The 24754-nt window shown below is 65.9% G+C and carries 25 protein-coding genes and 2 pseudogenes; 8 read left to right on the forward strand and 19 right to left on the reverse strand.

Annotated elements, in window-relative coordinates; all coding sequences use genetic code 11:
* Nucleotides 1-115: 115 nt before the first annotated feature.
* A complete protein-coding gene (locus ACYVAP_RS16060; protein ID WP_498861500.1) occupies nucleotides 116-760 on the reverse strand; it encodes a GntR family transcriptional regulator in 645 nt (214 codons plus the stop codon).
* Between the two features lie 151 nt (nucleotides 761-911).
* Between ACYVAP_RS16060 and ACYVAP_RS16065 the strand changes: the two are divergent.
* From ACYVAP_RS16065 to ACYVAP_RS16080, 4 genes and pseudogenes are all read left to right on the forward strand, one after another.
* Nucleotides 912-1330, forward strand: a pseudogene (locus tag ACYVAP_RS16065) (transposase); the annotation flags it as partial.
* Nucleotides 1331-1400: 70 nt separating this feature from the next.
* A protein-coding gene (locus tag ACYVAP_RS16070) for an IS3 family transposase (protein WP_498861513.1) occupies nucleotides 1401-2566 on the forward strand; the annotation gives its coding sequence in 2 pieces (ribosomal slippage) (nucleotides 1401-1685 and nucleotides 1688-2566; 1164 coding nt in all).
* A 16-nt stretch (nucleotides 2567-2582) separates the two neighbouring features.
* Complete coding sequence (locus ACYVAP_RS16075) at nucleotides 2583-3512, forward strand: IS110 family transposase (RefSeq protein ID WP_498861514.1); 930 nt, start codon at nucleotides 2583-2585, stop codon at nucleotides 3510-3512.
* A 22-nt stretch (nucleotides 3513-3534) separates the two neighbouring features.
* A complete protein-coding gene (locus tag ACYVAP_RS16080) occupies nucleotides 3535-3762 on the forward strand; it encodes an integrase core domain-containing protein (RefSeq protein ID WP_498861515.1) in 228 nt (75 codons plus the stop codon).
* Nucleotides 3763-3906: 144 nt separating this feature from the next.
* On the opposite strand, the gene ACYVAP_RS16085 is transcribed toward ACYVAP_RS16080, so the two are convergent.
* The 9 genes from ACYVAP_RS16085 to phnF all read right to left on the reverse strand — a co-directional run bounded on the left by ACYVAP_RS16085 (nucleotide 3907) and on the right by phnF (nucleotide 12064).
* Entirely contained in the window at nucleotides 3907-4428 is a 522-nt protein-coding gene (locus tag ACYVAP_RS16085) for a hypothetical protein (protein WP_498861501.1), read from the reverse strand.
* Between the two features lie 188 nt (nucleotides 4429-4616).
* Nucleotides 4617-4937, reverse strand: a complete 321-nt coding sequence (locus ACYVAP_RS16090) for a hypothetical protein (RefSeq protein ID WP_090586853.1) — start codon at nucleotides 4935-4937, stop codon at nucleotides 4617-4619.
* A gap of 527 nt (nucleotides 4938-5464) precedes the next feature.
* Nucleotides 5465-6382 (reverse strand): carbohydrate ABC transporter permease, encoded by a 918-nt coding sequence (locus tag ACYVAP_RS16095; RefSeq protein ID WP_090586852.1) that lies wholly within the window; start codon nucleotides 6380-6382, stop codon nucleotides 5465-5467.
* Nucleotides 6383-6390: 8 nt separating this feature from the next.
* On the reverse strand, nucleotides 6391-7371 hold the full coding sequence (locus ACYVAP_RS16100) for a carbohydrate ABC transporter permease (protein WP_062637302.1): 981 nt from the start codon (nucleotides 7369-7371) through the stop codon (nucleotides 6391-6393).
* Between the two features lie 7 nt (nucleotides 7372-7378).
* Nucleotides 7379-8284: a phosphodiesterase gene (locus ACYVAP_RS16105; RefSeq protein WP_487896006.1), complete on the reverse strand. Its 906-nt coding sequence runs from the start codon at nucleotides 8282-8284 to the stop codon at nucleotides 7379-7381.
* An 18-nt stretch (nucleotides 8285-8302) separates the two neighbouring features.
* Nucleotides 8303-8629, reverse strand: coding sequence for a tyrosine-protein phosphatase (locus ACYVAP_RS16110; RefSeq protein WP_416338507.1), 327 nt, complete (start codon nucleotides 8627-8629; stop codon nucleotides 8303-8305).
* Between the two features lie 99 nt (nucleotides 8630-8728).
* Nucleotides 8729-9610: an endonuclease/exonuclease/phosphatase family protein gene (locus ACYVAP_RS16115; RefSeq protein WP_498861502.1), complete on the reverse strand. Its 882-nt coding sequence runs from the start codon at nucleotides 9608-9610 to the stop codon at nucleotides 8729-8731.
* Nucleotides 9611-9826: 216 nt separating this feature from the next.
* Entirely contained in the window at nucleotides 9827-11206 is a 1380-nt protein-coding gene (locus ACYVAP_RS16120) for a transposase (RefSeq protein WP_498861503.1), read from the reverse strand.
* A 108-nt stretch (nucleotides 11207-11314) separates the two neighbouring features.
* The gene (gene phnF, locus ACYVAP_RS16125) at nucleotides 11315-12064 is read right to left on the reverse strand and encodes a phosphonate metabolism transcriptional regulator PhnF (RefSeq protein ID WP_085603651.1); all 750 of its coding nucleotides are present in this window, start codon (nucleotides 12062-12064) and stop codon (nucleotides 11315-11317) included.
* A gap of 139 nt (nucleotides 12065-12203) precedes the next feature.
* Here phnF and phnG point away from each other — a divergent pair, with 139 nt between their 5' ends.
* From phnG to ACYVAP_RS16145, 4 genes and pseudogenes are all read left to right on the forward strand, one after another.
* Nucleotides 12204-12671, forward strand: a complete 468-nt coding sequence (phnG, locus tag ACYVAP_RS16130) for a phosphonate C-P lyase system protein PhnG (protein WP_085603647.1) — start codon at nucleotides 12204-12206, stop codon at nucleotides 12669-12671.
* Entirely contained in the window at nucleotides 12671-13303 is a 633-nt protein-coding gene (phnH, locus tag ACYVAP_RS16135) for a phosphonate C-P lyase system protein PhnH (RefSeq protein ID WP_085603644.1), read from the forward strand. The genes phnG and phnH overlap by 1 nt, the downstream gene beginning before the upstream one ends.
* Nucleotides 13304-13306: 3 nt before the next feature.
* Nucleotides 13307-14404: a carbon-phosphorus lyase complex subunit gene (locus tag ACYVAP_RS16140; protein ID WP_085603641.1), complete on the forward strand. Its 1098-nt coding sequence runs from the start codon at nucleotides 13307-13309 to the stop codon at nucleotides 14402-14404.
* Nucleotides 14401-14580: pseudogene (locus ACYVAP_RS16145) on the forward strand (alpha-D-ribose 1-methylphosphonate 5-phosphate C-P-lyase PhnJ); the annotation flags it as partial. The gene ACYVAP_RS16140 and the pseudogene ACYVAP_RS16145, both read left to right, overlap by 4 nt.
* 87 nt (nucleotides 14581-14667) lie before the next feature.
* Here ACYVAP_RS16145 and ACYVAP_RS16150 read toward each other — a convergent pair.
* The 9 genes from ACYVAP_RS16150 to ACYVAP_RS16190 all read right to left on the reverse strand — a co-directional run bounded on the left by ACYVAP_RS16150 (nucleotide 14668) and on the right by ACYVAP_RS16190 (nucleotide 24684).
* The gene (locus tag ACYVAP_RS16150; protein WP_076688513.1) at nucleotides 14668-15729 is read right to left on the reverse strand and encodes an IS110 family RNA-guided transposase; all 1062 of its coding nucleotides are present in this window, start codon (nucleotides 15727-15729) and stop codon (nucleotides 14668-14670) included.
* 283 nt (nucleotides 15730-16012) lie between these two features.
* On the reverse strand, nucleotides 16013-17308 hold the full coding sequence (locus ACYVAP_RS16155) for an ISL3 family transposase (RefSeq protein WP_498861504.1): 1296 nt from the start codon (nucleotides 17306-17308) through the stop codon (nucleotides 16013-16015).
* 634 nt (nucleotides 17309-17942) lie between these two features.
* Nucleotides 17943-18227 (reverse strand): hypothetical protein, encoded by a 285-nt coding sequence (locus tag ACYVAP_RS16160; RefSeq protein ID WP_498861505.1) that lies wholly within the window; start codon nucleotides 18225-18227, stop codon nucleotides 17943-17945.
* A 211-nt stretch (nucleotides 18228-18438) separates the two neighbouring features.
* Nucleotides 18439-18732, reverse strand: a complete 294-nt coding sequence (locus ACYVAP_RS16165; RefSeq protein ID WP_498861506.1) for a hypothetical protein — start codon at nucleotides 18730-18732, stop codon at nucleotides 18439-18441.
* Nucleotides 18729-19358 carry a hypothetical protein gene (locus ACYVAP_RS16170; protein ID WP_498861507.1) on the reverse strand — a complete coding sequence of 210 codons (630 nt, stop codon included), beginning with the start codon at nucleotides 19356-19358 and terminating at the stop codon, nucleotides 18729-18731. The genes ACYVAP_RS16165 and ACYVAP_RS16170 overlap by 4 nt, the downstream gene beginning before the upstream one ends.
* Nucleotides 19358-19807 (reverse strand): hypothetical protein, encoded by a 450-nt coding sequence (locus tag ACYVAP_RS16175; RefSeq protein ID WP_498861508.1) that lies wholly within the window; start codon nucleotides 19805-19807, stop codon nucleotides 19358-19360. The genes ACYVAP_RS16170 and ACYVAP_RS16175 overlap by 1 nt, the downstream gene beginning before the upstream one ends.
* Before the next feature lie 3 nt (nucleotides 19808-19810).
* Nucleotides 19811-19960: a hypothetical protein gene (locus ACYVAP_RS16180; protein ID WP_498861509.1), complete on the reverse strand. Its 150-nt coding sequence runs from the start codon at nucleotides 19958-19960 to the stop codon at nucleotides 19811-19813.
* Between the two features lie 60 nt (nucleotides 19961-20020).
* Complete coding sequence (locus tag ACYVAP_RS16185) at nucleotides 20021-20416, reverse strand: antitoxin HicB (RefSeq protein WP_498861510.1); 396 nt, start codon at nucleotides 20414-20416, stop codon at nucleotides 20021-20023.
* A gap of 332 nt (nucleotides 20417-20748) precedes the next feature.
* Nucleotides 20749-24684: a helicase-like domain-containing protein gene (locus tag ACYVAP_RS16190; RefSeq protein WP_498861511.1), complete on the reverse strand. Its 3936-nt coding sequence runs from the start codon at nucleotides 24682-24684 to the stop codon at nucleotides 20749-20751.
* Nucleotides 24685-24754 lie beyond the last annotated feature (70 nt).

A 24754-nucleotide genomic window follows, 5' to 3' on the forward strand; every position in this document is an offset into this window, starting at 1 on the left:
CGACGTGACGTCGCGGTCATTTTGTATACGACCTGCGTGACAGCGACGTTTCGTGCACGTATCAACCGTGTTAGAGCCGAGAGAAACCACCTTCGGCGCGCTCGATCGTATACAACTAGCCTGCGTGAAGTTCTCGAATGAGGAGTTCGTCCTTCGCAATGTGTTCGCTCATGAGGTAGCCGGCCTGCACGGGGGAGCCGTTAAGGATCGCGTGCGCGATGGCGGCGTGGTCGTCCCATTCGGCGTCCGCACGCGCCTCGAGGTGGCGATCGAACACCCACGACACCCGGCGCAGGGCGCGATCCAGCATCTCCGCCAGTTGGCGGTTCCCGGATGCTGTCGCGACGAGCTCGTGAAATTCGAAGACCAGCGGTGGAACGGCATTCATAGCATCCGTGCTGCGGGCCTGCCGGGCGCGATCGACGATCGCGGAGAGCGCGTCGGCGACGTCGCCCCCATGACGCTGCGCCGCAAGCTGGGCGCTTAGCACTTCGAGCCCGCATCGAACCTGCATCAGTTCCAGTGCGTCTGCGCGGGAGGCGCCGGAGACAGTGGCGCCTCGGTAGCGAACCAGCTCAACGAAGCCCTCGCTCTGGAGTTGCGACAGTGCTTCGCGCACTGGAACGCGGGAGACACCGAATCGCTCGGCGATGTTCGCCTCGATGAGGCGATGGCCGGGCTCCATCTGCCCGCTGAGGATGTCGTCGCGAAGTGAACGCGAGATCAGGTCCCGCGGAGAGGCGAGGTCGTCGGGAATCACATCGCGAGCCTAGGCCGTGTTGATCAAGAGGTTTCGCTCCCGGCTGGGTGAGTCTTAAGCGGTGACGCTGGGCTGACCCCGTTTCGTAGGTCCGGTGGTTCTGAGAGTCGTCCTGTCGCCCGGAGTCGCGGGCAGGGAGACTGGTCAGATCATGTCGAACAGCAGGAAGCGTCACACCCCGGAGCAGGTCGTCCGCAAGCTCGGGCAGGCTGACAGGATGCTCGCCGACGGGCAGGATGTCGCCGCGGTGTGTCGGGAGCTCGGCGTGTCCGAGCAGACGTACTACCGGTGGCGGAACCAGTTCGGCGGGCTCAAGGCCGACGACGCGAAGCGCCTGAAGGAGCTGGAGAAGCAGAACGCCACCCTCAAGCGGCTACTCGCCGAAGCGGAGCTGGAGAAGGCGGCGCTGAAGGAGTTGGCTGAGGGAAACTTCTAGGCCCGGGCAGACGTCGCGCCGCCGTCTCGCACCTGCTCAGGACACTGCAGGTGAGCGAACGGATGGCGTGCCGCCTGGCCGGGCTCTCACGCTCCGCATACCGGCGCCCGCTCAAGGGCGAAACCACCGACGATGGGACTGATGCGCGGGTAGGTGTCACATGATCTGTGGCGCTGAGCAGCGTCGCAGGGAAGGATGTGCATCATGCCCGCTCCTTACCCCCGGGAGTTCCGCGACGACGTCGTCCGTGTCGCGAGGAACCGTGAACCTGGCCAGAAGCTCTCCCAGATCGCGAAGGACTTCGGGATCTCGGAGTCGTGCTTGACGAACTGGATGCGTCAAGCAGATGTCGAGGACGGTGCCCGGCCCGGCACGACCCGGGAGGAGTCCTCCGAGCTGCGGGATCTGCGTCGCCGGAATCGGCTGCTGGAGCAGGAGAACGAGGTCCTGCGTCGCGCGGCTGCCTATCTCTCGCAGGCGAACCTGCCGGGAAAAGGCTTTACCCGCTCGTGAGCGAGCTCGCCGCTGACGGGATCCCTGTCGCGGTGTCCCTGCGGGTCCTGAAGCTCTCCCGCCAGCCCTACTACCGCTGGCGGAAACAGCAGGTCACCGAGTCCGAGCTTACCGAGGCCCACCGGGCGAACGCCCTGTTCGACGCCCACCGTGACGACCCCGAGTTCGGTTACCGGTTCCTCGCCGGCGAAGCGGAAGCGGCTGGCCAGCGCATGTGTGAGCGGACCGCGTGGCGGATCTGCCGAGATAACCAGTGGTGGTCAGCCTTCGGCAAGAAGCGGGGGACGAACGGGAAACGACCCGGACCGCCGGTCCATGACGATCTCGTGCAGCGCGACTTCACCGCCGATGATGTCAACGAACTATGGCTGACCGACATTACGGAGCATTGGACCGACGAGGGGAAGCTCTACCTCTGCGCGATCAAGGACGTGTTCTCCGGGCGGATCGTCGGCTACTCGATCAGCGACCGGATGAAGGCGCGCCTCGCGGTGAACGCCCTGGACAACGCCGTGATCCGGCGTCGTGACGTGGCCGGCTGCATCGTGCACTCGGACCGAGGATCCCAATTCCGAGCACGCTCGTTCGTGCACGCCCTGAACCGTCACCACCTCATCGGATCGATGGGGAAAGTCGGCGCCGCCGGCGACAACGCCGCCATGGAATCCTTCTTCGCACTCCTCCAGAAGAACGTCCTGGATCGCAAGCGCTGGAGGACCCGAGAAGAGCTCCGCATCGCGATCATCACCTGGATCGAGCGGACCTACCACCGACGCCGTCGCCAGGCCCGCCTGGGCCGATTGACCCCCATCGAATACGAGACCATCATGAACCCGACCGTCAGCCTGGCGGCCTAACCCCAGCTGACACCTGATCGCGCATCAGTCCCGGGCGGACTCGTTCGGCAAGGTCCTTGCGTTCGGCATCGAGGGCACCGGTTCCTATGGTGCGACGTTGACATCGTTCCTGCGCCGCCACGGACACAAGGTCGTCGAAGCAGGACGCCCTGATCGCCGCCAGCGGCGCCTGAACGGGAAATCCGACACCCTCGACGCGGAGAACGCCGCCCGCTCCGTGCTCGCGGGGTTCGCGACGGTCATTCCGAAGACCGCGGACAGCAGCGTCGAGATGATCAGGCAGCTCAAGATCGCGCACGATTCAGCCGTGACCGACCGCTCCGCCGCGATGATCTCGATGAAGGCGATGCTCGTCCACGCCGACGACACGCTGCGCCGGGAGACGAACCGGATGACGCCGATCAAGCTCGCCCGACACCTCGCAGCGCTGCGCCCTCGCAACCTCGAGACGCCCGCAGACTCTCTCCGCCATGCGCTGCGGTCACTGGCCCGCAGATGGCAGCACCTGGACAGCGAAGCCAAGGAACTAAGGGCGTCGATCGAGGCGCTCGTCATTCGCACCGCACCCCAGCTGCTGGAGCAGTTCGGCATCGGCGTCGATACCGCAGCCGAGATCCTGATCGTCGCTGGCGACAACCCCGAGCGGATCCACTCCGAAGCCGCATTCGCGAAGCTCGCCGGTATCAGCCCAGTCCCGACCGGTTCCGGGATGACCAGCGGTCGACATCGCATCAACCACGGCGGCCATCGGCAGCTGAACGCCGCGATCTACCGCACCGTGATCGTCCGGATGAGGTTCCATGAGCCGACCATCGCCTACGTCGCCCGTCGGACCGCCGAAGGCAAGAGCAAGCGCGACATCATCCGCTGCCTGAAGCGCTACGTCATCCGCGAGGTCTACCAACTCATCAAGGTCAACCCCCGCACCGGCGAAATCGCGGGTTGACAACTATAGGAGCGTCAATGCCCTGGCCGAGGCCTTCAACTCGCTGTTCAAGGCTGAACTGGTCCGCAACCGCGGGCCCTGGAAGAACATCGACGACCTCGAGATCGCGACCGCGGAATACACCGACTGGTTCAATCACCGGCGACTTCACGGCGAGATCGGCATGATCCCGCCCGTCGAGCTCGAGGACACCTACCATCACAACCACCCCGCACCGGCACCCGCCGACGCGGCACTTGCGAGCCTCTAACAAACCCGGGGCGATTCACGAGCCCCAGCGACCATCGACCACGGCGACGTGCCGCCACAGAGCGTCTGAGAAACGCCGCCATCTAGCGGACAAAGTCACACCTATGACCGACCGTCACCCGGGGAAGCGATCGAGCGTGCCGGATCATCGCGGGGTGAACCAGGTCCAGCGCTCGGGGTGCAGTCGACGTGCAGCATCAACGACGAAGGTTGGGTAGAGAGGCCCCTTTCCCATGAGTGCACTCATAGCGCCCACCTCCCTCTCTCCGAGCTGGTGGATTGCAGCGCTCACTTGATCGGAACCGAATACTTCTCCACACTCGGCGCACACGAGCTTCGAAGGGAAGAAGTAAAAGAGTCGACGCCGCTCCACGGGGTGCCCCGTATCCAGTTGTGGGATCGCATCGAAGAAGGCCGCCGCGAGCTGCTCGTCGGTGTCTGCAACGAACTGGCCGTTTTCCCGGAGCTTCCGGCCGTCATACCAGGGACGGATGATAGCTAGCCACTCCGGAGGAACTCCGCGCTTGGCCATGTTTTTTGACATCTGAAGATGCCCATCGTCGTCATACACGGGTCCGTCATCGAGTGCCCAATGGAAATGTCGCGCATCGAAGCGCCACTTCTCTTCTTCGGTTAGCGGGCTCTTCGGACATTCGGTGGGGGTCATGGGGTGAGGGCATGTACCTGATGCCCGAGCCGACAGCCAACCGGACAGCTGTGTTGGTCTAACGCGGTGCCGTGCGATCGGTTCAATGCGAGTGCCCGCGCCTCCACAACAGTGGGCGGCGGCTTCAACTCAGAAGCGCGACCCCGAGCCCAGTCGCAGGCCCGCGCCATTGCGATGGGTGCGGCTCGTCAGTTGGCGCCGGGGAGTCCTCGGGCTAGCGGGGACTGCAGCGGTGTGAGATGCGGGATCGGGATCGGCTTCGAACGCGTCGAGGCGACCTTCCCGCTCCGCTGCGCCATGGCAGTCAGTCGAACGTCTTCGCGCGTCGCGTGATGGCTGGCTCGCAGACCCGGCCGCATCCAGATCGCCTCGTACCCGCCGCTCGCCGCGCGCTCCACGTAGGCGATCAAGCGCTCGGCGCTTGCTTCGTCGATGCCGGCGTCGCACAGCCGCCAGGCGCCCTGGCCGAGCGGCTCGAACACCAGCCTTTGTTGATCTGCGGTGATCATCAGTACCTCCAGATCAACAATGCGCTGACAGCCGTCGTCTGCATCCCCCCTTGACAACGACCCTGGCTAACGCACGTCCGGGCGCGCGACGAGGGAAGCCTGCACGTCGAATACGACGACGACGGTGCTCCGGAGCACGAGTACGCCGTACATGAGGTGACGCTAGTCCCGGTCCTTCTGCAGTGCTCCGTATATGAGTTGGTTCTCGACGGCGCATCCGATGAGCTCGCCGGACTCCCGAACGTTGAAGAGCGGGTCGGCGATTCGATCTACACCGACGCAGAGGACTACTACGTGACGGGACTGTGGGGCGACGATTGACTCGTGCGAGCGCGCGGTAGAAGCTTGGTCGGTCGTACGCGGCGCCAGCTTCGGCCAGCCATGGGAAGTCAACGAGTAGGGGCACGCTTGACGACGCCCGGAAGATCGCCCGCGACCTCCCGCTTGCGTTCGTCGCCCGCAAGGGGATCGGTGCAAGACGTCGCTGCTTTGGGTGGCTTGGTCAGTTCAGCCGTAGGGACGGTGCCTCACTTGAGTCCTGATCGCACGAAGGCGTCGACGACGTATCGCTGGAGGAACACGTAGATGAGCAGCACGGGCACGCAGGCGAGCCCGGCGGCGGCCATCGTCGCGCCCCAGTTGTTTCCCTCGGCGCTCAAGAAGCTGCGCACGCCGACCTGGATGAGTGCATCGCCCTGGCGCATGATGAGCGTCGGCCAGAGGTATTCGTTCCACGCCGAGATGAACGCCATGATCCCGAGCGCGGCGAGCGCCGGCTTCATGTTGGGCACGACGACGGTCCAGAGCGTGGCCCAGCTCGAGCGCCCGTCGAGGTGTGCGGCTTCGATCAGCTCGCGGGGGAAGGCGCGCATGTGCTGCACCATGAGCAGCACGGCGAAGGCTCCGGCGAGCTGGGGGATCACGACGCCCCCGACGGTGCCGAGCAGGCCCATCTGCGACACGAGCACATAGTTGGGGATCATCGTGACCTGGAACGGCACGAGCCACGACCCGATGAAGAGGAACATGAGCAGCTTGCGCCCGCGGAAGTCCCACATGGCGAACCCGTAGGCGGCGAGCACGGCGATGAGCAGCTGCGCCACGGCGAGCATGATCGACATCGCGAAGGTGTTCCACAGCATGTTGCCGATGGGGATGGTGTTCCACACGTAGGCGAAGTTCTCGAGGCTGAGCGGCCAGGGCAGCAGCGTCTGGTCGAGCGCGTTCTCGGGGGCGCGGAAGGCGGTGGCGAACATCCAGTACACGGGGAAGACACTGAACAGCGCGAGCATGATCAGCACGACGTGGCCGGCGATGGTGCCGAGGCGGGTGCGGGATGCCACGGCGACATCTTCCGCCGAAGCGGAAGCCGCCCGCACGCGAGCGCCCTTGTGCAGCACGGTGTCGGCGGCGAGCGCCGGCCCGGTGACGGTGACGAATGACATGGGTGGTCCTAGTTGTCGTAGAAGCTGAGCCGCTCCTGCAGCTCGAGGAAGATGAGTGCGATCACGCCGAACCCGACGAAGAAGATCACCCCGGCCGCCGACGAGATGCCCACGTCGAAGTTCTGGAACCCGAACTGGTACAGCAGGTAGTAGATGTTCGTGGTTGAGTTGGTGGGCCCGCCCTGGGTGAGCAGGTCGATGATCGGGTAGGTCCACTGCGCGGCGAGGAGGATCGTCATGAGCGACAGGAAGACCAGGGTCGGTGAGAGCAGCGGCAAGGTGATGCGTCCGAAGATGCGGCCGGCGCCGGCACCGTCGAGTGCGGCGGCTTGACCGTATTCGGGGCTGATGCCGGCGAAGCCGGCGGCGATCACGAGCACGCCGAAGCCCAGCATCTGCCACCCGACGATGACGATGACGGCCCAGATGGCGAGGTCGGGGTCGCGGAAGACGTTCGGCATGTCGACGCCGAAGTGCGCGAGCACGGTGGCGAATGCCCCCTGCTCGGCGAACAGCCACCGCCACACGGCGCTGGTGGCGACGGGGGTGATGAGGAACGGCACGAAGATCAGCGCCTGATAGAAGGTGCGCATTCGCCCCCGCACCTGCCGTGACATGACGGCGATCGCGATCGGCAGCACGAGCGAGAAGACGAAGAACGCGGCGATGTAGACGACGGTGTTCAGCAGCGCGGTGTGCAGCTCGGGCAGCGCCAGCACCTCGGCGTAGTTCGACCCGCCGACGAACGTCTTGGGGCTTGTGGGCAGCAGGTTCCAGTCGTAGAACGACAGGCCGAACGTCTGGGCGAGGGGACTGTAGGTCCAGAGGATGAGGAACGCGGTGCCCGGCAGCACATACAGGTAGGGCAGCAGGCTCTGGGGCCGAAAGCGCGAGCGGCGCACGACGGGCGCGGATGCCTCGGCCGGAGCCGCGCCCGCTCCCTCGGCCGGCGCAGCGGCGGCCGAGGGAGCGGAGACGGTGACGAACATGGGCTGACTACTCTCCCGCCGACGCGTTGACGGCGGCGAGCTGCTCGTCGGGGGTCATGTTCATGAACGCCTCGAGCATCTCGGGAGTCATCTTCCAGACGGTCGGGAACTGCCCGATCGGCACGACGGAGTGCAGCACCCGGTCGCCGTAGACGTGCACGAGGTTGTAGGACTGGCCGCCGTCCTGGCCGCGGGCACCGGGGTAGGCGACGGCGAGGTCCTGCGTGTAGCAGGTCGCCGACGCGACCGACACGGGCACGCCCGCGAACGTGCTGGTGGTCGAGTAGTGCAGGTGACCGCCCAGGATGCCGCGCACGTCGGTGCCCCGGATGACCTCGGCGAGGCGCTCCTGGTCGCGCAGCTCGATCAGGGCGACGAGCCCGATCGGGCTCGGCACGGGCGGGTGGTGCAGCGCGATGAGGGTGCCGTCGGGCGCGGGGACTTCGAGCTCGCGGCGCAGCCACGCCAACTGCTCGTCGCTGATCTCGCCGTGGTGCTGCCCGGGCACCGTCGAGTCGAGCGCGATGATGCGCAGACCGTTGACGTCGTAGACGCGGTCGACGGGCTCGGACTGGTCGGCCTCCTCGTCGAGCAGGCCGCGGCGGAACGCGACGCGCTCGTCGTGATTGCCCATCACCCAGATCACCTGGGCACCGAGCTTCTCGGCGGCGGGCTCGACGATGGCCCGCAGGCGCTCGTAGGCGTCGGGGCGGCCGGTGTCGGCGAGGTCGCCGGTGAACACGATCGCTTCGGGGCGGGCGTTGGCCTTGGTGAAGCCGTCGAACAGCTCTGCGAGGTTCTTGTCACTGTCGATGCGCTCGTGCAGCAGGTCGCCGTCGCCCACGAAGTGGGTGTCAGAGACATGCAGGATGAAGTGCTCGGGAGCGGGATGCTGGCTCGCGATGTGCGACATGGTGTGTGTTCCTTCCGATCAGACCGCGGTGGCGGCGGGGTCGATGATCACGGCGGTGAGACGCTCGAGCTCGGTGGGGGTGAGTCCGTGGGCGAGGAGGTAGGCGCTGATCGACCCGTGCTCGCGGTCGATGCGCTCGAGCAGCGCCTCGAGCACCTCGGCGGGGCTCTCGGTGATGAGTTCGACCATTCCCGCGGTCAGTTCGATGCCGCGCTGTTCGAAGACGGCGGTCATCGCGTCTGACCACTCGCCGCGCAGGTTCTCGGCGGTGGCGGCGTAGTCGGCCACGACGTCGTCGCGGTCGACCCCGAGCGCACCCTCAAGGGAGCGGCGCGGGCTGCGCAGGCTGAGGAAATGTTCCGCGACTGATCATTTGATAGTTCAACAACACGGCCCGGGCCCTCCTGGAGGAGAGAGGACCCGGGCCGTAGCTTTTGGTTCGAATTATGCCCAGGCCGTCGGCTTGTCCAGCGCGTTCAGTTCAATCTCGGCGAGGACTCCGTAGTGGTCGCTTGCCGTCGGATACTCGTTGAACACAACCTTGCTCGAGTTGATGACACTCTCGACCGTGAGGTGGTTTACCGTCGAGCCGGCGAGTACATAATCGATGCGGCGGTGGTGGGGTTCCTGCACCACGTAGTTCGGAACAATTCCCTGACCGTCGGTCACGCTTCGGGCGACCCACGGGCTATCGGTGGTCCAGGTGTAGCCGGGGCCACCGTCTCCGGCAATTGCCCAGGTGTCGCGGAAGGCGGCGCTGCGGCCGTTGATGGCTGATTTGCCGGTGTAGAACCGCATGCAGTCCTGGTCGGGAGCGGCGTCAAAGTCGCCCGCAATAATCGTGGGGGCCTCTTGACGGCGCTTTTCTTCAAGTTCAGTGACGAACAGCGCCTGCTCCACACGAGCGGCCTCGTCGGTGAAATTGAAGCTCGGGCGCGGGCCGAGGAAGAGCATGTCCACGCCGATGGGCAGTGACAGCACGGCTTCCCATACATAGGGTCCGTCGGCTGCGGGAAGCTTGTGGGTGGTAATGCTCTTGGGTTCCCAGCGCGTACCAACGGCGGTTCCCCAGAGGGGCCACTCGAAGTCAGCGAAGTCGGATGCGTGGGCAGCGAAGTCGGATGCGTGGTGCCAGTGGAGGCTCGAGTTTTCCTTTACGAGCTGGAAGGCATCGCGCTCCGGGGTGCGGAGGACTTCCTGCAGGAAGACAATGTCGGCGTCGTGCTCTTCGAGGCCTTTAAGTAGGAGCGCGTCGCGCTTTTGCTGATCGCGGGGGGCGAGCCAAATGTTCAGTGTCAGTACCCGTAGGTTCATTTTTTTGTTCATGCGGGAAAGCTATGCCGCCAAAGTGAACAAGGTTCCAAAAAAGAGTTAACTTGCGGAGGCTGTCGCGTGAATGTGTGGCGGGGTGGTGTGGTCAGTGGGGCGTCGGTCCCGACGCTCGAGCGGGCGGCGGTCTCGAGGGGCCGATGAGCGTCGTGCGCGCTGGTTGAGGACGCGTGTTGGACGCGGTCAGCTCGTTGGCTCCGCCGCGTTGGCCGGTCAGATCGCAGTGATCGGGGCGGCGGCTGTGGCGAGCAGGTGGCGGTGGAGCTTGCGGAGGTTGTGGGTCGCGGCGATGAGCTTCCACTCGGCTGCCGCGGCGTCGAAGCCGCGGCGGGTGAAAGAGCGGATTCCTCTGCCGGTCTTGATCTGACCGAAGACAGGCTCGATGATCCACTTGCGTTTGTCGTAGTGGACCCGTCCGGCCTTGCGGGACACCTTCCGGTCCATCTTGTCCATCAGCGTCGCGCCCGCGGGCAGGCGTCCGCGGGATCCGACGCGGGGCTTCCCGTGACGCATGTTGCGTGCGGCGAGGTAGTAGTCCGGCCCGTCGTCGGGCAGGCCGGCGAGGACGGCTTCGGTGCAGTATCCGGCGTCGCCGAGCACGACCCCGATGGGCTCGGTGACACCGGCTGCGTCTAGCTCTCGGTTAGCGGCGGCGATCATCGGGGTGAGCTGGGCGGTGTCGCCGGTGTCCTGGGTGACATCGCACGCGATGATGATCTGCGACTCGGTCGCGACCGCTTGCGCGTTGTAGCCCTGCACCCACCCGTTCCGGATCGGCATCATCCGTGACTCTGGGTCGGTCGTGTTCACTTTCGGCGGGTTCGTCTTCGGTGCCTTCTCCGCCGGGTGCTTGGGTTTGCGTCCCCGCAGCTTCTTCCCCGCCGCCTGCTCCTTCGCCGCGCGCTCGGCGAGGTGTGCGTCGTACTCGGCTTGGCGGGCCGCGTCGACCGCGTCAAGTCGCGCTTTCGCTGCCGCGAGCCGGGCGCGGCGGCTGGTGCGGTCGCGGAGATCGGCGGGGACCTCGTCACCGCGCACCCCCGCCCCGAACACCTCATCCTCGCCGGCGTCGGCAGCCTCGGCGGCGGCGATCAGTTCCTCGACCTGCTTCATGATCGCCTCACGCGTCCTGTTCGCATCCAGCGACGCGGACACGGAGATCTTCGTCCCATCGACCGCGATCGTGCCGACCTTGACCAGCCCCGCCTCGGCGCACATCGCCAGCACCTGCGTGAACAGACCCGCCAACGCATCCGCATGGGTCGCGCGGAACCTCGCGATCGTGGTGTGATCGGGGACCAAGTTGCCAGCGATGACACGGAACGCGACATCGACCTGGCAGGCAGCCTCGATCTTGCGGGACGACACCACCCCGGTGCAGTACGCATACAGCAGCAGCCCGGCCATCATCGACGGGTCATGTGCCGCGCCGCCGCGACCATCCGCCCGATACGCCTTCACGAACTCCGACAGATCCAGCTCCGCAACCGCGTCCAGCACGAACCACGCCAGATGATCCGGTGGCAGCCAGTCCGTCAGCGACGGCGGCAACAAGAACGGCTGATCACGATCAACACCAACGAAGTTGTACCCCACAACCCCGATTATCCCAGGTCAAGACACGAAACTGAGGCACCCAATCGTGCGACACGCCCCGGATTCATGCAACAGCCTCTTGCGGAACTAATTTTTCCCGTCGAGTCGTCAGCGCTTGGGGAAGGCGTCGAAATCAATGTCGAGTTCGACCTGGTCGGCGCGGAAGCGGGTGTTTGAATACTGCAGTGGCCGGCCGTCGGTGAGGGAGTTCAGTGAGCGAACCACCAGCACGATTGAGCCGGCTGGGATGTTGAGGTCTTGCGCTTCTTCGGTGGTTGCGGTTCGAGCGCTGACAGCGCTCCAGGTGCGGACATAGTCATCGATGCCGATTGCTTGCAGGGCCTTGGTGATTGACCGCGTGTGGCGTAAGTGGTCGTCAAGCTCCGGGGTCAGGTCGGCGTTGAACCAGGCCGTTGATCGAGCAACGGCCGAGCCGTCAGTGTGGCCAATCGTTTCGATTTTGAGTGCGGGGCGTCCTTGTAATTGCAGCCGATCGTGCGCTTCGGCGGGGGTGTCGGTCACGAGTTCCGCGGAGAGTGGCCGATTGAATGTCGTTGTTGTATCCCGTGCGCTTTCACTCAACCGGGTGCGAAGGCCTATGCGGTGTAGCAGGAGGGTGTGAGGAAGCACGTAGGTGCCGCTTCCCTGGCGTCGCTCCACCAGTCCTTCAGAAACGAGGGCGGCGACTGCTTGGCGCACGGTGTTGCGGTGCACCTGAAAGCGCTCGGCAAGTTCGGCTTCGGTGGGCAGCTTTGCGCCCGTTTGCAGGTAGCCGTCAATGATTTCACTGCGCACCTCGTCGGCAATGAGTCGCCAGGTTGAGTAACCGCTTGTGGCTCGAGGCGTGGTTTTTGTCACGTGGTCTCTCTTTGGGGCTGCAGGGGCAATTGTTCACCCTAAGTTTCACTGGTATTTGTCTAGTTTACTAGATGAATCGCGCGGTCTCGATTACGGTCGAGTTGTCTTGATGAATAGATGACTTGGAAGGATTGGTGCGATGAGTTCGACGGACGCAATCGCTGAACGGCAGCAGTGGATGGCGGTTCTTGCGCTCGCGGAGGTGTCGGAACTGAGCGCTGCGTGGGAAGCCTGGGAAGAGAAGCCCCAGGTAGAACGCATTCGTGGCCCGGAATCTGGCATCGTGATGGTGCGCGGCCGAATTGGGTCCGGTGGTGACCGATTCAACCTGGGTGAGGCCACCGTGGTGCGCGCCTCCGTTCGCCTGAGCGGCGGGCCGCTGAATGAGGATGCATTCGGGCACTCCTACGTGTTGGGGAGCAACCCCGACCACGCCTGGTATTCCGCAGTGTTCGACGGCATGCTCGCGACCACCCAGCTGCGCGAGAAGGTGCAGCAGGCCGTGATTCGCCCATTGCAGCATGCGCATGAACTTCGCGAAGCAGCAGCACTTGCGGATGCGCAAAGCACCAAGGTCGATTTTCTTACGTTTGCGAGGGAGAACTGATGAGTGACGCAGTGTTTCAGGCGGCGACCATTCCCCAGCCCGGCTTTTCGGACCCATCGAGCGATTCACAAGCGGTGTTTCGCGCGATTCTCAACGCGTTCTCGTACCCGGGGCGGAAATTCTCGATCACGGGACCACAAGACGTCCCCGCCGCACTGGGCTCGGCTCTGGCAGCCGTGGAACTCACGCTGTTCGATATCGATACCGCGGTCTGGCACCATCCCGTGTTGGCACAGGATGAGTCGGCCATGGGCTACCTGCTCTTCCACACCGGGCTCAAGCGTTGCACTGAGCTCGCCGACGCTGACTTTGTGGTCGCGACCGTTGATTCGATGCCTGCACTCAACGAGTTGCGGACCGGGAGTGACCTGTCGCCCCAAGAGTCAACGACCCTGGTGCTCGATGCACGTGAGATGACTGGCGCACACAATTGTCGCGCCACCGGCCCCGGCATTAATGGCGAGATTGAGTTTCTCATGCCGGAAACGTATGCCGAATTCTTCGAGGACTGGGCAGCAAATCACCAGCTCTTCCCACGAGGCGTCGACCTGCTCATTGTTGATGAACACAGTGTCATGGCGCTGCCTCGAACAACTTCGCTGGCGATTCAAGAACACAAGCGGGAGGCCTAACCAATGTATGTAGCTGTTAAGGGCGGCGAGAAAGCAATCGCGAATGCGCATGCGCTCCTGGCCAAGGAAGGTCGCGGCAATCCGGCAGTACCTCGGGTCGAGGCGGATGCGATTGCCAGCCAGCTGCCGGTACTCACCTCGCGAGTCATGAACGAGGGCTCCCTCTATGACCGTGAACTCGCGGGCCGGGCCATTATTCAATGTCAGGGTGATGTTGTCGAGGCGATCACGCTCGTTCGGGCGTATCGCACGACCTTGCCGAGATTTGGATACTCCGAGCCGATTGACACGTCTGCTCTGCCACCGCAGCGGCGCATTTCGGCAACGTTTAAGGACGTTCCTGGTGGTCAGCAGCTCGGTGCCACGTTCGACTACACACACCGGCTGCTGACCGAACCGACAGAGGCAGACATCAGCATCGAAAACGGTGGCGCTGATACTGCGCATGTCGACCAGCCCAGAATCACTGACATCCTCGGCTCGGCGGCACTGCTGGAACCCGACCACGAAGAACCCTGGAGTGACCCGGAACCGGCCGACATCACTCGCGAACCCGCCGAATACCCGATGTCCCGCGCGGCGCGACTGCAGGGACTGGCACGAGGCGACGAGGGATTTTTGCTCGCGCTGGGCTATTCAACGCAGCGGGGATTCGGTAATACGCACCCGTTCGCGGGGGAGATCCGTGTTGGGGAAGTCATGGTCGAATTCGACGCCCCGGAGCTGGGATTCGCGGTTCCGCTGGGGCGCATCGAGGTCACCGAATGCCAGATGGTCAATCAGTTCATGGGCAGTCACGATAAGCCGGCGCAGTTCACGCGTGGCTACGGATTGGTGTTCGGTCGTGCCGAGCGCAAGGCCATGTCCATGTCGCTGGTCGACCGGGCACTTCGAGCTGATGAATTTGACGAGCAGTCGGATGCACCCGCGCAGGACGAGGAATTCGTATTGAGTCACGCGGACTGTGTGCAAGCGGCCGGGTTCGTTGAACACCTCAAGCTGCCGCACTATGTGGATTTCCAAGCTGAACTGCACCTTGTTCGAAAGCTTCAACAAGAGTTCGGCGAACAGCACGCTGACGAGCAGGAAGTAGATCAATGAATTCGGCCAAAATTGAGTACAACATTGGCTATATCGATGAGCAGACCAAGCGAATGATTCGTCGAGTGATGCTCAAGGCAGTTGCGATTCCTGGATTTCAAGTGCCCTTTGCCTCTCGCGAAGTACCGCTGCCGCGAGGCTGGGGGACCGGTGGCGTGCAGCTGACAGCAAGCCTGATCGGAAAATCGGCTCTTCGGACATTCGGTGGGGGTCATGGGGTGAGGCCGCCGGCGGCGAGGAGCATGCGGACTCTTCTATGTGTGTCAAGTCGGCGTTACGGCACGGTTCAGTTGACGATAGATCCGTCGGGCGAGGTAGCGCTTGAGGCAGCGGCGGATCTCCTTGTTGGTGCGGCCTTCGGTGCGGCGTCGTTCGACGTAGGCGCGGGTGGCGGGGTCGCAGCGCATGCGGGTGACGACGGCCATGTGCAGGGCTCGGTTCAGCCGCCTGTCACCGCCACGGTTGAGACGGTGTCGGGCGGTGTTTCCGGAAGAGGCGGGGATGGGGTTGACACCGGCGAGAGACGCGAACGCGGCCTCGGAGCGGAGCCGACCGACGTGTGACCAGGCGGTCATCGTGATCGCGGCCGTCACGACACCGATGCCAGGCTCGTCAAGCAGTGTCGCCGCTGGAGTGGCATGAACGAGCGCTTCCATTCGTAACCTGTTCTCGGCGAGTTCGTCATTGAGGGCGGTCACTCGTTTGGCGAGACGGATGGCTTCGGCGCGGGCCGTAGCGGCAGCGACTGTTTCGGCCCGGGCACGCCACCGGGTGATCTCGGTGACCTGAGTGCTGGTCAGTGGTCGGCGGGCGTCGATGCCGAGGTTGACAGTCCGCAGCAGCGCGGTGAGCGCGTTGATGGTGCCGGTGCGTTCGGTGGTCATGTGTTCTCGGGCGGTGACGAGCACGCGCAGAGCGGCGCGTTCACCGTCGTCGTCGCGTGGGTTCCTCAGGTGCGTGATCTCCAGCGGCAGCGCAGCTGCTGCGATTCGGCGGGCATCAAGCGGGTCGGACTTGCCCACCCCTCGGTTCGTGCGCGCATTCATCCGGGGTGCTTCAGCGACCTGGTAGCCGGTCTGCGCGACCGTCTGCGCGAGTCGCGCCCCGTAGGAGCCGATCCCCTCGATGACCCACAAAACGTCCAGGTCCGCGCCGGTGCGCCGCCCGGCCCAGTCGATTGCGCGTTGAAGACCCGCGTGAGTGGTCGGGAACTGTGCAGTGTCGACCAGTTCTCCCAACGGTGCAGCGAGGATCGCCAGGGTATGCGTCTTCGCGTGAGCGTCGACTCCGATGACAAATGGATGGGTATGCGCGACGATGGCCATGGCGATCGACGCTCCTTCCTTGATCTGGGAACAGGACCGGTCGCTGAGGCCGGTGCCGGACCGGGAAGGAGTCACTGGGACAGCTCTGTGATGGGCCACGACCCCGCGGGATCGGGCAGTCTTCTGATCAAGTCGCCAAGTGGGCCGGGACGGCGCCGGCCACCCGCTCAGCGTGGACATGTCCGCAATGAAGACACTCCACGAGGAGGACATAGCCGGTATGAGTCACACGCCGAGCGAGGCGGCCGACACCATCCTGGCAGCCGGTCCCGGACCAGCCGGTTCAAGACTCACAGAGGCGGTAGTTGTGCCGGTTGCGATAGCCGCGGGCGAGGCGCCGGTGCAGCTCGATGATTCCGTTGATCGCCTCGGTGCCGCCGTTGTTCGCGCGCCCGGTCGCGAAATACGCGAGGAACGCTGACCGCCACCGGCGCAGGGTGCGACCGAGGCGGGCGATCTCCGGGATCGGGCAGGTGTGGAATGTCTCGGCGACTCGCTCCGCGATTCGGCGGCCCTCGGCGAGATCCTTCGCGTGGTAGGCGGATCGCAGTTGCTGCGCGCACTGCCACGCAACGAACACCTCGTCGTGCGCAGGATCTGCCTCGATCGCCGCGGCCAGCCTAACTCGCTGCTTGTCGGTGAGGTTCTCCGCTCCGGCGCGCAGGATGGTCTGGATCCCGTAGAGCGGCTCTCCCTTGCGTCCGCGGTGGCCGAGCGTGTCGTGTTGCACTCTGCGGCGGACCTCGTCGACCGCGGCGGTGCCGAGTTTCACGACATGGAACGCGTCGAGCACCGCGACAGCGTCTTCCAGCTTGTCGTTGATCGCGGTCTTGTATCCGGCGAAGGGATCCAACGCCGCCACCTCCACGTTTTTCCGGAACGCGTCGCCGCGCTCACCGAGCCAAGTCGCGTAGGCCTTCCCGGACCGGCCGGGTACGAGATCCAGTAGCCGCGCACGCACCCGGCCGTGCTCGTCGCGGGTGAGGTCGACCATCCCGGTCAGTTCCTTCGGACCGCGCTTGCGTGGATCGACGTGATGCCAGACATGCTCGTCGACACCGAGCGTCGTGACGCCATCGAACCGGGATTCGTCCGCGGCGAGGCGCACGAGTTCGGGCTCGACGGCGCGCCACACGGTCTTCCACGATGTTCCGAGCTGACGGGCGAGCCCAGCGATGGTCGCGTGCTCGCCTCGTAGCTGTCCGATAGCCCAGGCGATAGTGCGCTTCGTGATCGACCCCCGGTGAGCGACCAGCGACGGGATCTGCTCGACGAAGGTCTTTCGCGCACAGTCTGCATCGTCGCACCGGAAGACGCGCTGCCGCCACACGATCCGAACCCGCGCGGCACCGGGCACGTCGTTCAGCACTCGACGGCGGCGCCCACGACCGACAGCGAGCACCCCGCACGACGGGCACCCGGCCGGCGCCGCGGGGCTCGAGACCGTCACCACCAGCAGCCCGTCCAGACGCTCGACCGCCTCGACATGGACGCCGTCGAGACCGAGCAGCAGATCGCAGCGGGAGCACGGGCAAGTGGCAGGGCGCGAATCAGCGCACCCCGAAGTAGGGTGAAGCACGTCGAGGTCCTCGGTCGGAATCAGGGAGTTAGCGCTTCTGATCCTCCAGGGCCTCGACCCCTACCCGCCGACCATCACCCGGCGCGCCTCACCCCCACCGAATGTCCGAAGAGCCGGTTAGCGTGACACCGCGTTCGACAACCCGCGTCACCTCGACAGGCGAGGTGGTCCTGAGGAAAACCCCCCTCGTTCGCCCGATCTGAGGGTAGTCAGGATCCGGCAGCAAGCCACCACGGGAGGTCACCTCATAAACATCCCCGGGAGGCCGGCTGCCATTGGGATGCAGGTAGTTAGTGGCGTAACGGCGGGCACTGTTAACGTCCGTGGTGACGTAAACGTAATTCGGACCATAGATCGAGCCTGACGGGTATTGGTAAGAATCCTGCAACCCTTGGCTCTTGGCGGAGATGATTTTATCGCCAACCTGGAGACCCGGGACGCCCCCATGGAAGAGCGGCCGACCGTGCGCAGGACCCTTTGACGCGTTCATGTTGTCTATTCCTCTCAGTTTCGCGTATGCGCGGACGGTCGCCCGGCCAGGCTTCCCAGCCACCGTCCGCGCAGCTTTTCGAGGGAGCCCGCTCGCTCGCCGCTGAGGGGGGAGAGAGCGGGCGAGCGGGCCATGCCCAGGAACCTACTCCGTATCGGCGGCTGGACGACGGAACGAGAGCACGGTCCAGCCAGCGAAGCCGTACACGCCCGCTAGCGCACTCCAGAGGATCAGGAAGGGCCACACTGACCGGGCAGCGCTGATCAGGTCCTGGAATCCCGCCGAGAGCAGTGTCATCAGGACAACGATCACGAGCACGCCGTGGGCCACTGCGACGAGGAAAAGAAGGAAGGCGAGCAGTCGCTCGGTCAGGGTTGCAGTGCGCGCGGGCGTGGGAGTGGTCACCCCGTTGTTCTGACCTGCTGCCATCACTCCTCCTTGTGGTTGCGGTCGGCCGTTCGCCGTGCGGCGGCTGTTCCGTGTAGTCACGTTGTCATCCTTCCAGAGCGGTCAGGCAGTGCGGGCCGGGCCAAAGCGGTCATCGCAGAGGACTGCGGTGTCGTGGGTGTTGACGTGGGGGTTCGAGAAGATCATGTCGTCCTGAGCACCCATGAGGGTGCTCCTTTCGATGGACTCGGGATCAGGCCGCTCGGCGCGGCGCCTGAGTAGTGCGGGTGCGGTGGATCGCGTCGAGGAGGATCTGGGTGCGGGAGGCCATGTCTCGCACTTCGACGGCGTGCTCGAGCAGGGCGGTGTCGCGGCCGGCGGTGCGGGCGGCGAGGAGGGCGCATCGGTCGGCGTAGGCGGCGAGGCGCTGGGCGCGGATCTCGTTGGCCGCGGTGGCCGCCGGGCCGTACAGCTCGAGGGCGGCGATGAAGGCGTCGCCGGCGCGGAGGAGGTAGTCCAGGACTGTGGGGCGGGTCGGGGTGCTCATGAGAGGTCCTCCAGGGCGTCGAAGAGATCGAGCTGGACGGGGGTCTGCGCGGGAGCCTCGGGGGTGCGCTCCGGCTCCGGCGGCGGCGCCGCCTCGGGCTCCGGTTCGGGGGTGTAGTCCTTGAACGGCTGCCACTGGTCCCAGCCGCCGCTGTAGATGCGGGGGCCTCGGTAGCCGAGCGGCCACGGCACCCTGCCGCCCGGGTAGAGGGCGTGGGCGATGCCCCGGAAGCGGGGCCAGTCGTCGCTGAACCACTGGCCGGCGCAGTGCGGCTTCGGGTGCGGGCACTCCGGGTTCTCGCACGGCTCAGTGCCGGTGAACTTCTTCTTGTCGGGCTGGCGGCCGATCTGGTCGTCCCAGCACTGCAGGGCGCGCCAGCGTGCGGTCTGGTCGCCGTCGACGGGCATGTCCGGCTCCTCGCCGCGCTCCTCGTAGTAGGCGAGGTCCTCGGCGAGGGGGCGGAGGTGGAAGCACGGGTGCAGGCCTCGCCCGGACGTGCGCGCATGGTGGATCGCGTCGGGGTGTGGGTACTCCGGCGGGACGCCCGGGGTGTTGTTCGGGACGGGCCGGTAGAGGTGGACGGCGCCGGTCGCGTCGGTCATCTTCTCGCGGTCGACGAGGGCCATCACGCGACCTCCTCGAGGGTGCGGGCGAGGGTGATGTTCCCTGCGCGGCGGGCGGCGGCGCCGGCGGCCTGGGTGCGGGCCCAGCCGCAGGCTCGGATCGCGTCCTCGACGGCGGTGCCGGTGGCGAGGAGGCCTCGGAGGCGCTCGAGGCGGTCGGGCTTGGGGCGGCTGTGCGGCTGGGTCCAGGTGTGCAGGGCCGGGTGGATGCGCTCGGCTGCGGCGTGCAGGGCGGGGAGCGCGTCGGCACGGTCCTGGCCCTCGGCGGGGGCGCTCATGACCCACCACTGCTTGCCGGCGGGGTCCGTCCAGGTGTGGCCGGTCCATTCGCCGGTGATGGTGATGGTGTCCGGGACGATGCTGGGGAGCTGGTTGAGCGCGGCGCGGTGGTGCCGGCTCTCGGGGGCGGGGTGATGGATGGGGAAGATCGCGGCGTAGCGGTCGGTGCTCATGGGTCAGCCCTCCAGGTCCAGGTAGGGCTCCTCGTCGAAGTCGGCCTCGGCCGCGGCGGGCCGGCGCTCGGCCTGGCGGTCGAGCTCCTGCGCCCACGGGTCGTCGGAGAGGAAGTCGGTCTCGTCGGTGAGGGGGTTCGTGATCTCGTCCATGCAGGCAGATTAGCCCCCCTTAACTCTAAGAGTCAAGGGGGGCTAAATCGTCTGGTCGAGTCAGGTTGCGGCGCGGCCCTCGTGGAGGAGTTGGGAGACGCGGGAGCGGCTGACACCGAGGAGGCCGGCGATGTCGGCGGAGCGGTAGCCGGCGGCATCGAGGCGGATCACGAGGTCTCGAGTGGCGCGTGCGGCGGCCTCCTGGGCGGCGGCGGCTTCGAGGGTGGCGGCACGGGCGGCGCGGATGTCCTCGCCGAGCTCGCTCGCGGCAGGGAGGATGACGAGAGTGAGACTCGAGTGGTCGACGCTGGGGTCGGTGGTGGCGAGCTGCTCGAGGATCACGGAGCGGGCCTTGTCAAGCGTGCGGACTCGGGCGATGGGGGTATCTTCACCCTCGAGCGTGAGGTCCCACCCTTGGGGCGTGCGGGCGGCCTGGACGGTGACCTCGTATGTCATGTGCGCTTCTCCTCGGACTGCATCGAGCGAAGCCTAGTTGAGCCCCCCTTCACGGTCAATCGGGTCATGGCTGCCGCGGACGCAAGCGTCCTTGCCCTCGAGGGCTGGTGGATGCGCTGTCTGCGTGGTTGAGATCAGCACCCGGTGGGCGCGTGCTGGAAAGTTCGAAGATGCAAAGCACCGTGGGGGCCGAGTTGCCAGCTGGGATCGAGGGCAAGGGTCGCGACGGAGGAGCGATCCGCGGCAGCGGTTTTGTTTGTCAGGGGTGCTGAGGACTCCAGGTGCGGAGGATCCAGCAGGGGTAGTGCGCGCTGTCGTTGGCGTGCACTCCTCTAGCGGCCGTAGCCATGGTCATTGGCGGGGGTGGGCTGTCGCCAGTGCTGGCGTGCTGGCATGCTGTCGTGCTGTCGTGGCGACGTGCTGGTCGATGGTGCTGCAGGGAGCGTGGGTTCGGTGGGTTCCTCGGGTGCGTGGTCGTCGTCGCGGGCGGCCATCTTCTGGTCGACGGTGGCGAGCTGTTCGCGGGTGAGGGTGAGGAGGTGGGCGTGCTTGAAGGGCTGGCCGAGGTTCTTCTCGGCTTCGGCCAGTTCGGTCTCCCGCTGGGGAAGTTGGCGCTCGAAGCCGGCGGCGTCGCGGCCGATGGCGGTGATGCGGGATTCGAGGCTGGTGATGATGCGGTGGTCGGTGGTGGCGAGGTCGGCGGCAGTCATCTTGACGGCGTGGTCCTCGAGCGTGCCGGGGACGTGGAGGTGGATGCGGGGGTTGTGGGGTGGCTGTCCGCTGTTGACCGTGCCGATGACGGTGGCGTGGATGGGGTGGCCGGCGAGGGTGCCGATCTGGCCGAGGTCGCGGTCGTTCATGTGTTCGGCGCGGAAGTGGGTGTCGCGGGCCCAGTGGGCGATGGCCTCGCCGGCTTTGGCGCGTTCGCGGTAGGTCTGGTCGTGCAGCTGGATGGTGAACTTGTCGCCGGAGACGTCCTGGGTGCGTTCGGCGAGCTGCGCGAGGGTGTGCTGGTGGGTGCGCATGGTCTCGATGCTGTCGCGCATCTGGGGAATGCGGATGCGGAGGTTCTGCTGCTCGCTGCTGTGGGCGCGCTCGAGACGGCCCAGGCGCTGCAGTTCGGTGGTGAGCTTGGTCTTCTCGATGAGGAGGGGGTTGTCGGCGGCGAGGGCGGTGATCTCGGCGTAGTCCAGGGAGTTCTGGCCGATGTCCTCGATGGTGCGCATGTCGAGGCTGCCGCGCATGACCTGGTTGATGAAGCGGGACTTCCGGTCGACGGTCTGCCACATGTAGGCGTCGAAGCTCTTCTGGGTGGCCCAGCGGTGGACGGAGACTTCGTCGTTGGCGTTGCCCTGGCGGATGATGCGGCCCTCGCGTTGCTCGACGTCGGCGGGTCGCCAGGGGCAGTCGAGGTGGTGGAGGGCGACTGCGCGGCGCTGGACGTTGGTGCCGGTGCCCATGGTCTGGGTGGAGCCGATGAGGACGGCTATGTCGCCGTTGCGGGCGTCGGCGAAGATCGCGGCCTTGTCGCGGTCGTTCTTGGCGGACTGCATGAAGCGGATCTTCTCGGACGGGACGCTGGCGTCGACGAGGCGGTTGCGGAGGTCGTCGTAGGCGTCGTAGTCGGAGTCCTGGGAGGCGTGCATGTCGCAGAACACGATCTGGAGGGCGCCGGGGGCGGTGCCGCCGGAGTCGGTGGCGTACTCGGTGTCCTTGTGCTGGTGGTAGGTGTCTGCGATGGCTGCGGCTGCGCGGGCGACCTTGCCGTTGTTCGCTGCGGGGTCCTCCATGCCGACGAGCTCGGGGCTGAGCGCTGCCTTGCGGCCGTCGGAGCTGATCTTGAGCATGTTGTCCTCGTCCGGGCTGACGAGGCCCTTGCGGACGGCCTCGGCGCGGCCGCCGAGGTCTTGGATGTAGTCCAGGGTGATCGCGGAGGCGGGCACCATCTCCATCTCGGGTCCGCGGGTCCCGTCCTCGCGGGTGCGCAGCTCGGGGGTGGGGAGGTTGAGGTCGTCGGCGAGCTTCACGTCTGCGTAGGTGTGCATCATGCGCAGCAGCTCGGGGACGTTCTGGAACTGCGCGAACCGCTGGACGGTGCGGAACTTGTTGCCTTCGGGGGCCATCTCGACGCTCATGACGGTCTTGCCGAAGGTCGCTGCCCAGGTGTCGAAGGAGCGCACGCCGGCGGCCTCGAGGAGGTCGGGGCGGAGGTAGCGCTGCATGGTGTACGCCTCGGAGACGCTGTTGGCGATCGGGGTGCCGGTGGCGAAGGTGGCGACGCGCTCTCCGTGGACGGAGCGGAGGTGGTCGACCTTCATCTTCATGTCGCTGGCGCGGTCGGAGCCCTGGATCGAGGCGCCCTGGATGTTGGAGTCGGTGGCGAGGTTCTTGTAGTCGTGGGCCTCGTCGATGCAGAGGTAGTCGATGCCGGTGTCCTCGAAGGAGATGCCGGGGTCGTAGTTCTGGTCGAGGGTCTTTTTGAGGTTGTTCTCGGCGCGGGCGATCTTCTTCTCGATCTCCTTGACGGAGAGGTCGTTGCCGGCGCCGGTGGCTGCTTCCTGGGCTTCGCGGAGCTCGCGGAGCTCGTTACGGATGAACTGGGCCTTGTTCTCGGGGGTGAGGTCGAGCTTCTGGAACGCCCCGCGGGTCATGACCACGCAGTCCCAGTCGTTGGCGGCGATGCGGCCGATGAACTGGCGGCGCTTGTCGGCTTTGAGGTCGTCGCCGCTGGCGGCGAGGATCGTGGCGCGGGGGTAGATCTGCATGAACTCGCGCGAGAACTGTTCGAGCATGTGGTTGGGGACCACGATCGCGGGCTTGGTGGCCATTCCGAGGCGCTTGAGCTCCATGGAGCCCATGACCATCTCGGCGGTCTTGCCGGCGCCGACCTGGTGGAACAGTCCGACGGCGGGCTCGTTGATCATGCGGGCGACGGCGGAGCGCTGGTGCTCGCGGGGCGTGAACGTCTCGGCGATGCCGGGGAAGGTCAGGAGCTCGCCGGCCTCGGTGTAGTCGCGCAGGACCAGCGAGTTGAAGGTGTCGTTGTAGGTACGGGTGAGGCGCTCGGCGCGGTCGGGGTCCTCCCACACCCATTCCTGGAAGCGCTCGCGCAGCGCGTCTGCTTTCGCGTTCGCGGCGGCGGTCTCGGTGGGGTTGAGGACCTTGGTGCCGTCCTCCTGGGTGTCGTGGACGAGGATCGAGCGCTGCTCGGCCATGGCTTTGAACAGGTCCAGGGCGTTGCGGCGGTCCGTGCCCCAGGTGATCGAGGCGGAGGTCATGTTCCCGAGGCCGCGCTGCGAGGTGTGCCAGCGGCCGTCACCGGTGGTCTCCATGGTGATCTGGCCGGGCCTCGCGCCGAGGAGCGTGGTGATGAACTCCTGGTGGTCGGCGGCGGGGATCCAGGCGGCACCGATCTGGGGTTCGATCTCGGCGGGAGTGAGGTCCGTGGGGATCACGGCCTCGAGGGCGGGGACGTTGACGGTGTAGCGGTCGGGATCGGCCTGGGCTGCTTCCTCGGCCTCGCGGAGCTTGATGCGGACGTTGCCGGAGAGGTACTCGGCGGCGGGGACGAGTCGCTCGGTGGCGGGGTCGTCGTAGACCAGGGTGCCGAGCTCTTCGCGGGCCTGTTCCGGGGAGAGGCCGCGGAGGCGGGCTATCTCGTCGAGGTCGACCTTGCCGTGGGTGTCCAGGGTGATGGAGAGGGCGTCGTGGATGGTGTCGGCCCCCTGCGCGGTGTGGCGGCGGGCGACGGTGCGGCGCTCGAGGAGGTCGGCGGGGCGCGCGGTCTGGGTCTCGGGGTCGAACTTCTCGAGGGCGTTGACGAACGCGGAGAAAGGGTCGCCGCGGAAGACCTTGGCGGCGGTGGGGTAGATCGGGACCATGAACTCGGTGCCGGTCTTGCTGGTGCGCCAGGAGGGGTGGAAGCGGTTGATGGGGCCGTAGGTGTCCTGGTGGTGCTGCCAGGCATCGCGCAGGGCGGTGCGCTGCGCGGACAGCTCAGGGCTGTCTCCTTCGGTCTGTGCCTCGGTCTGTAGCAGGGCGGTGCCGGCGTCGCGCAGGGCGAGGAGGGATCGCAGCTCGCGTCGTGTCGCGGGCGACTTGGGCACCTCGAGGGGTTCGGGCTGCCCGTTGACGTACTGGACGAAGTCGTTGCCGGCGGTGGCGATGTGGCCGTCCCAACGGATCGAGGCAGGGGCTTCTGCGACGTCGGGCGCCGCCGCACTACCACTCGCGATCTTCGTTGTTCTTACCGTCTGGGTGGTACGCACCGTCACCAGCGCACGACGCGAAACGGCGACGGCGATCGATGGTTCGAACCAACTCATCGTGGAGCACCTA

Source organism: Brachybacterium horti (assembly GCF_054777615.1).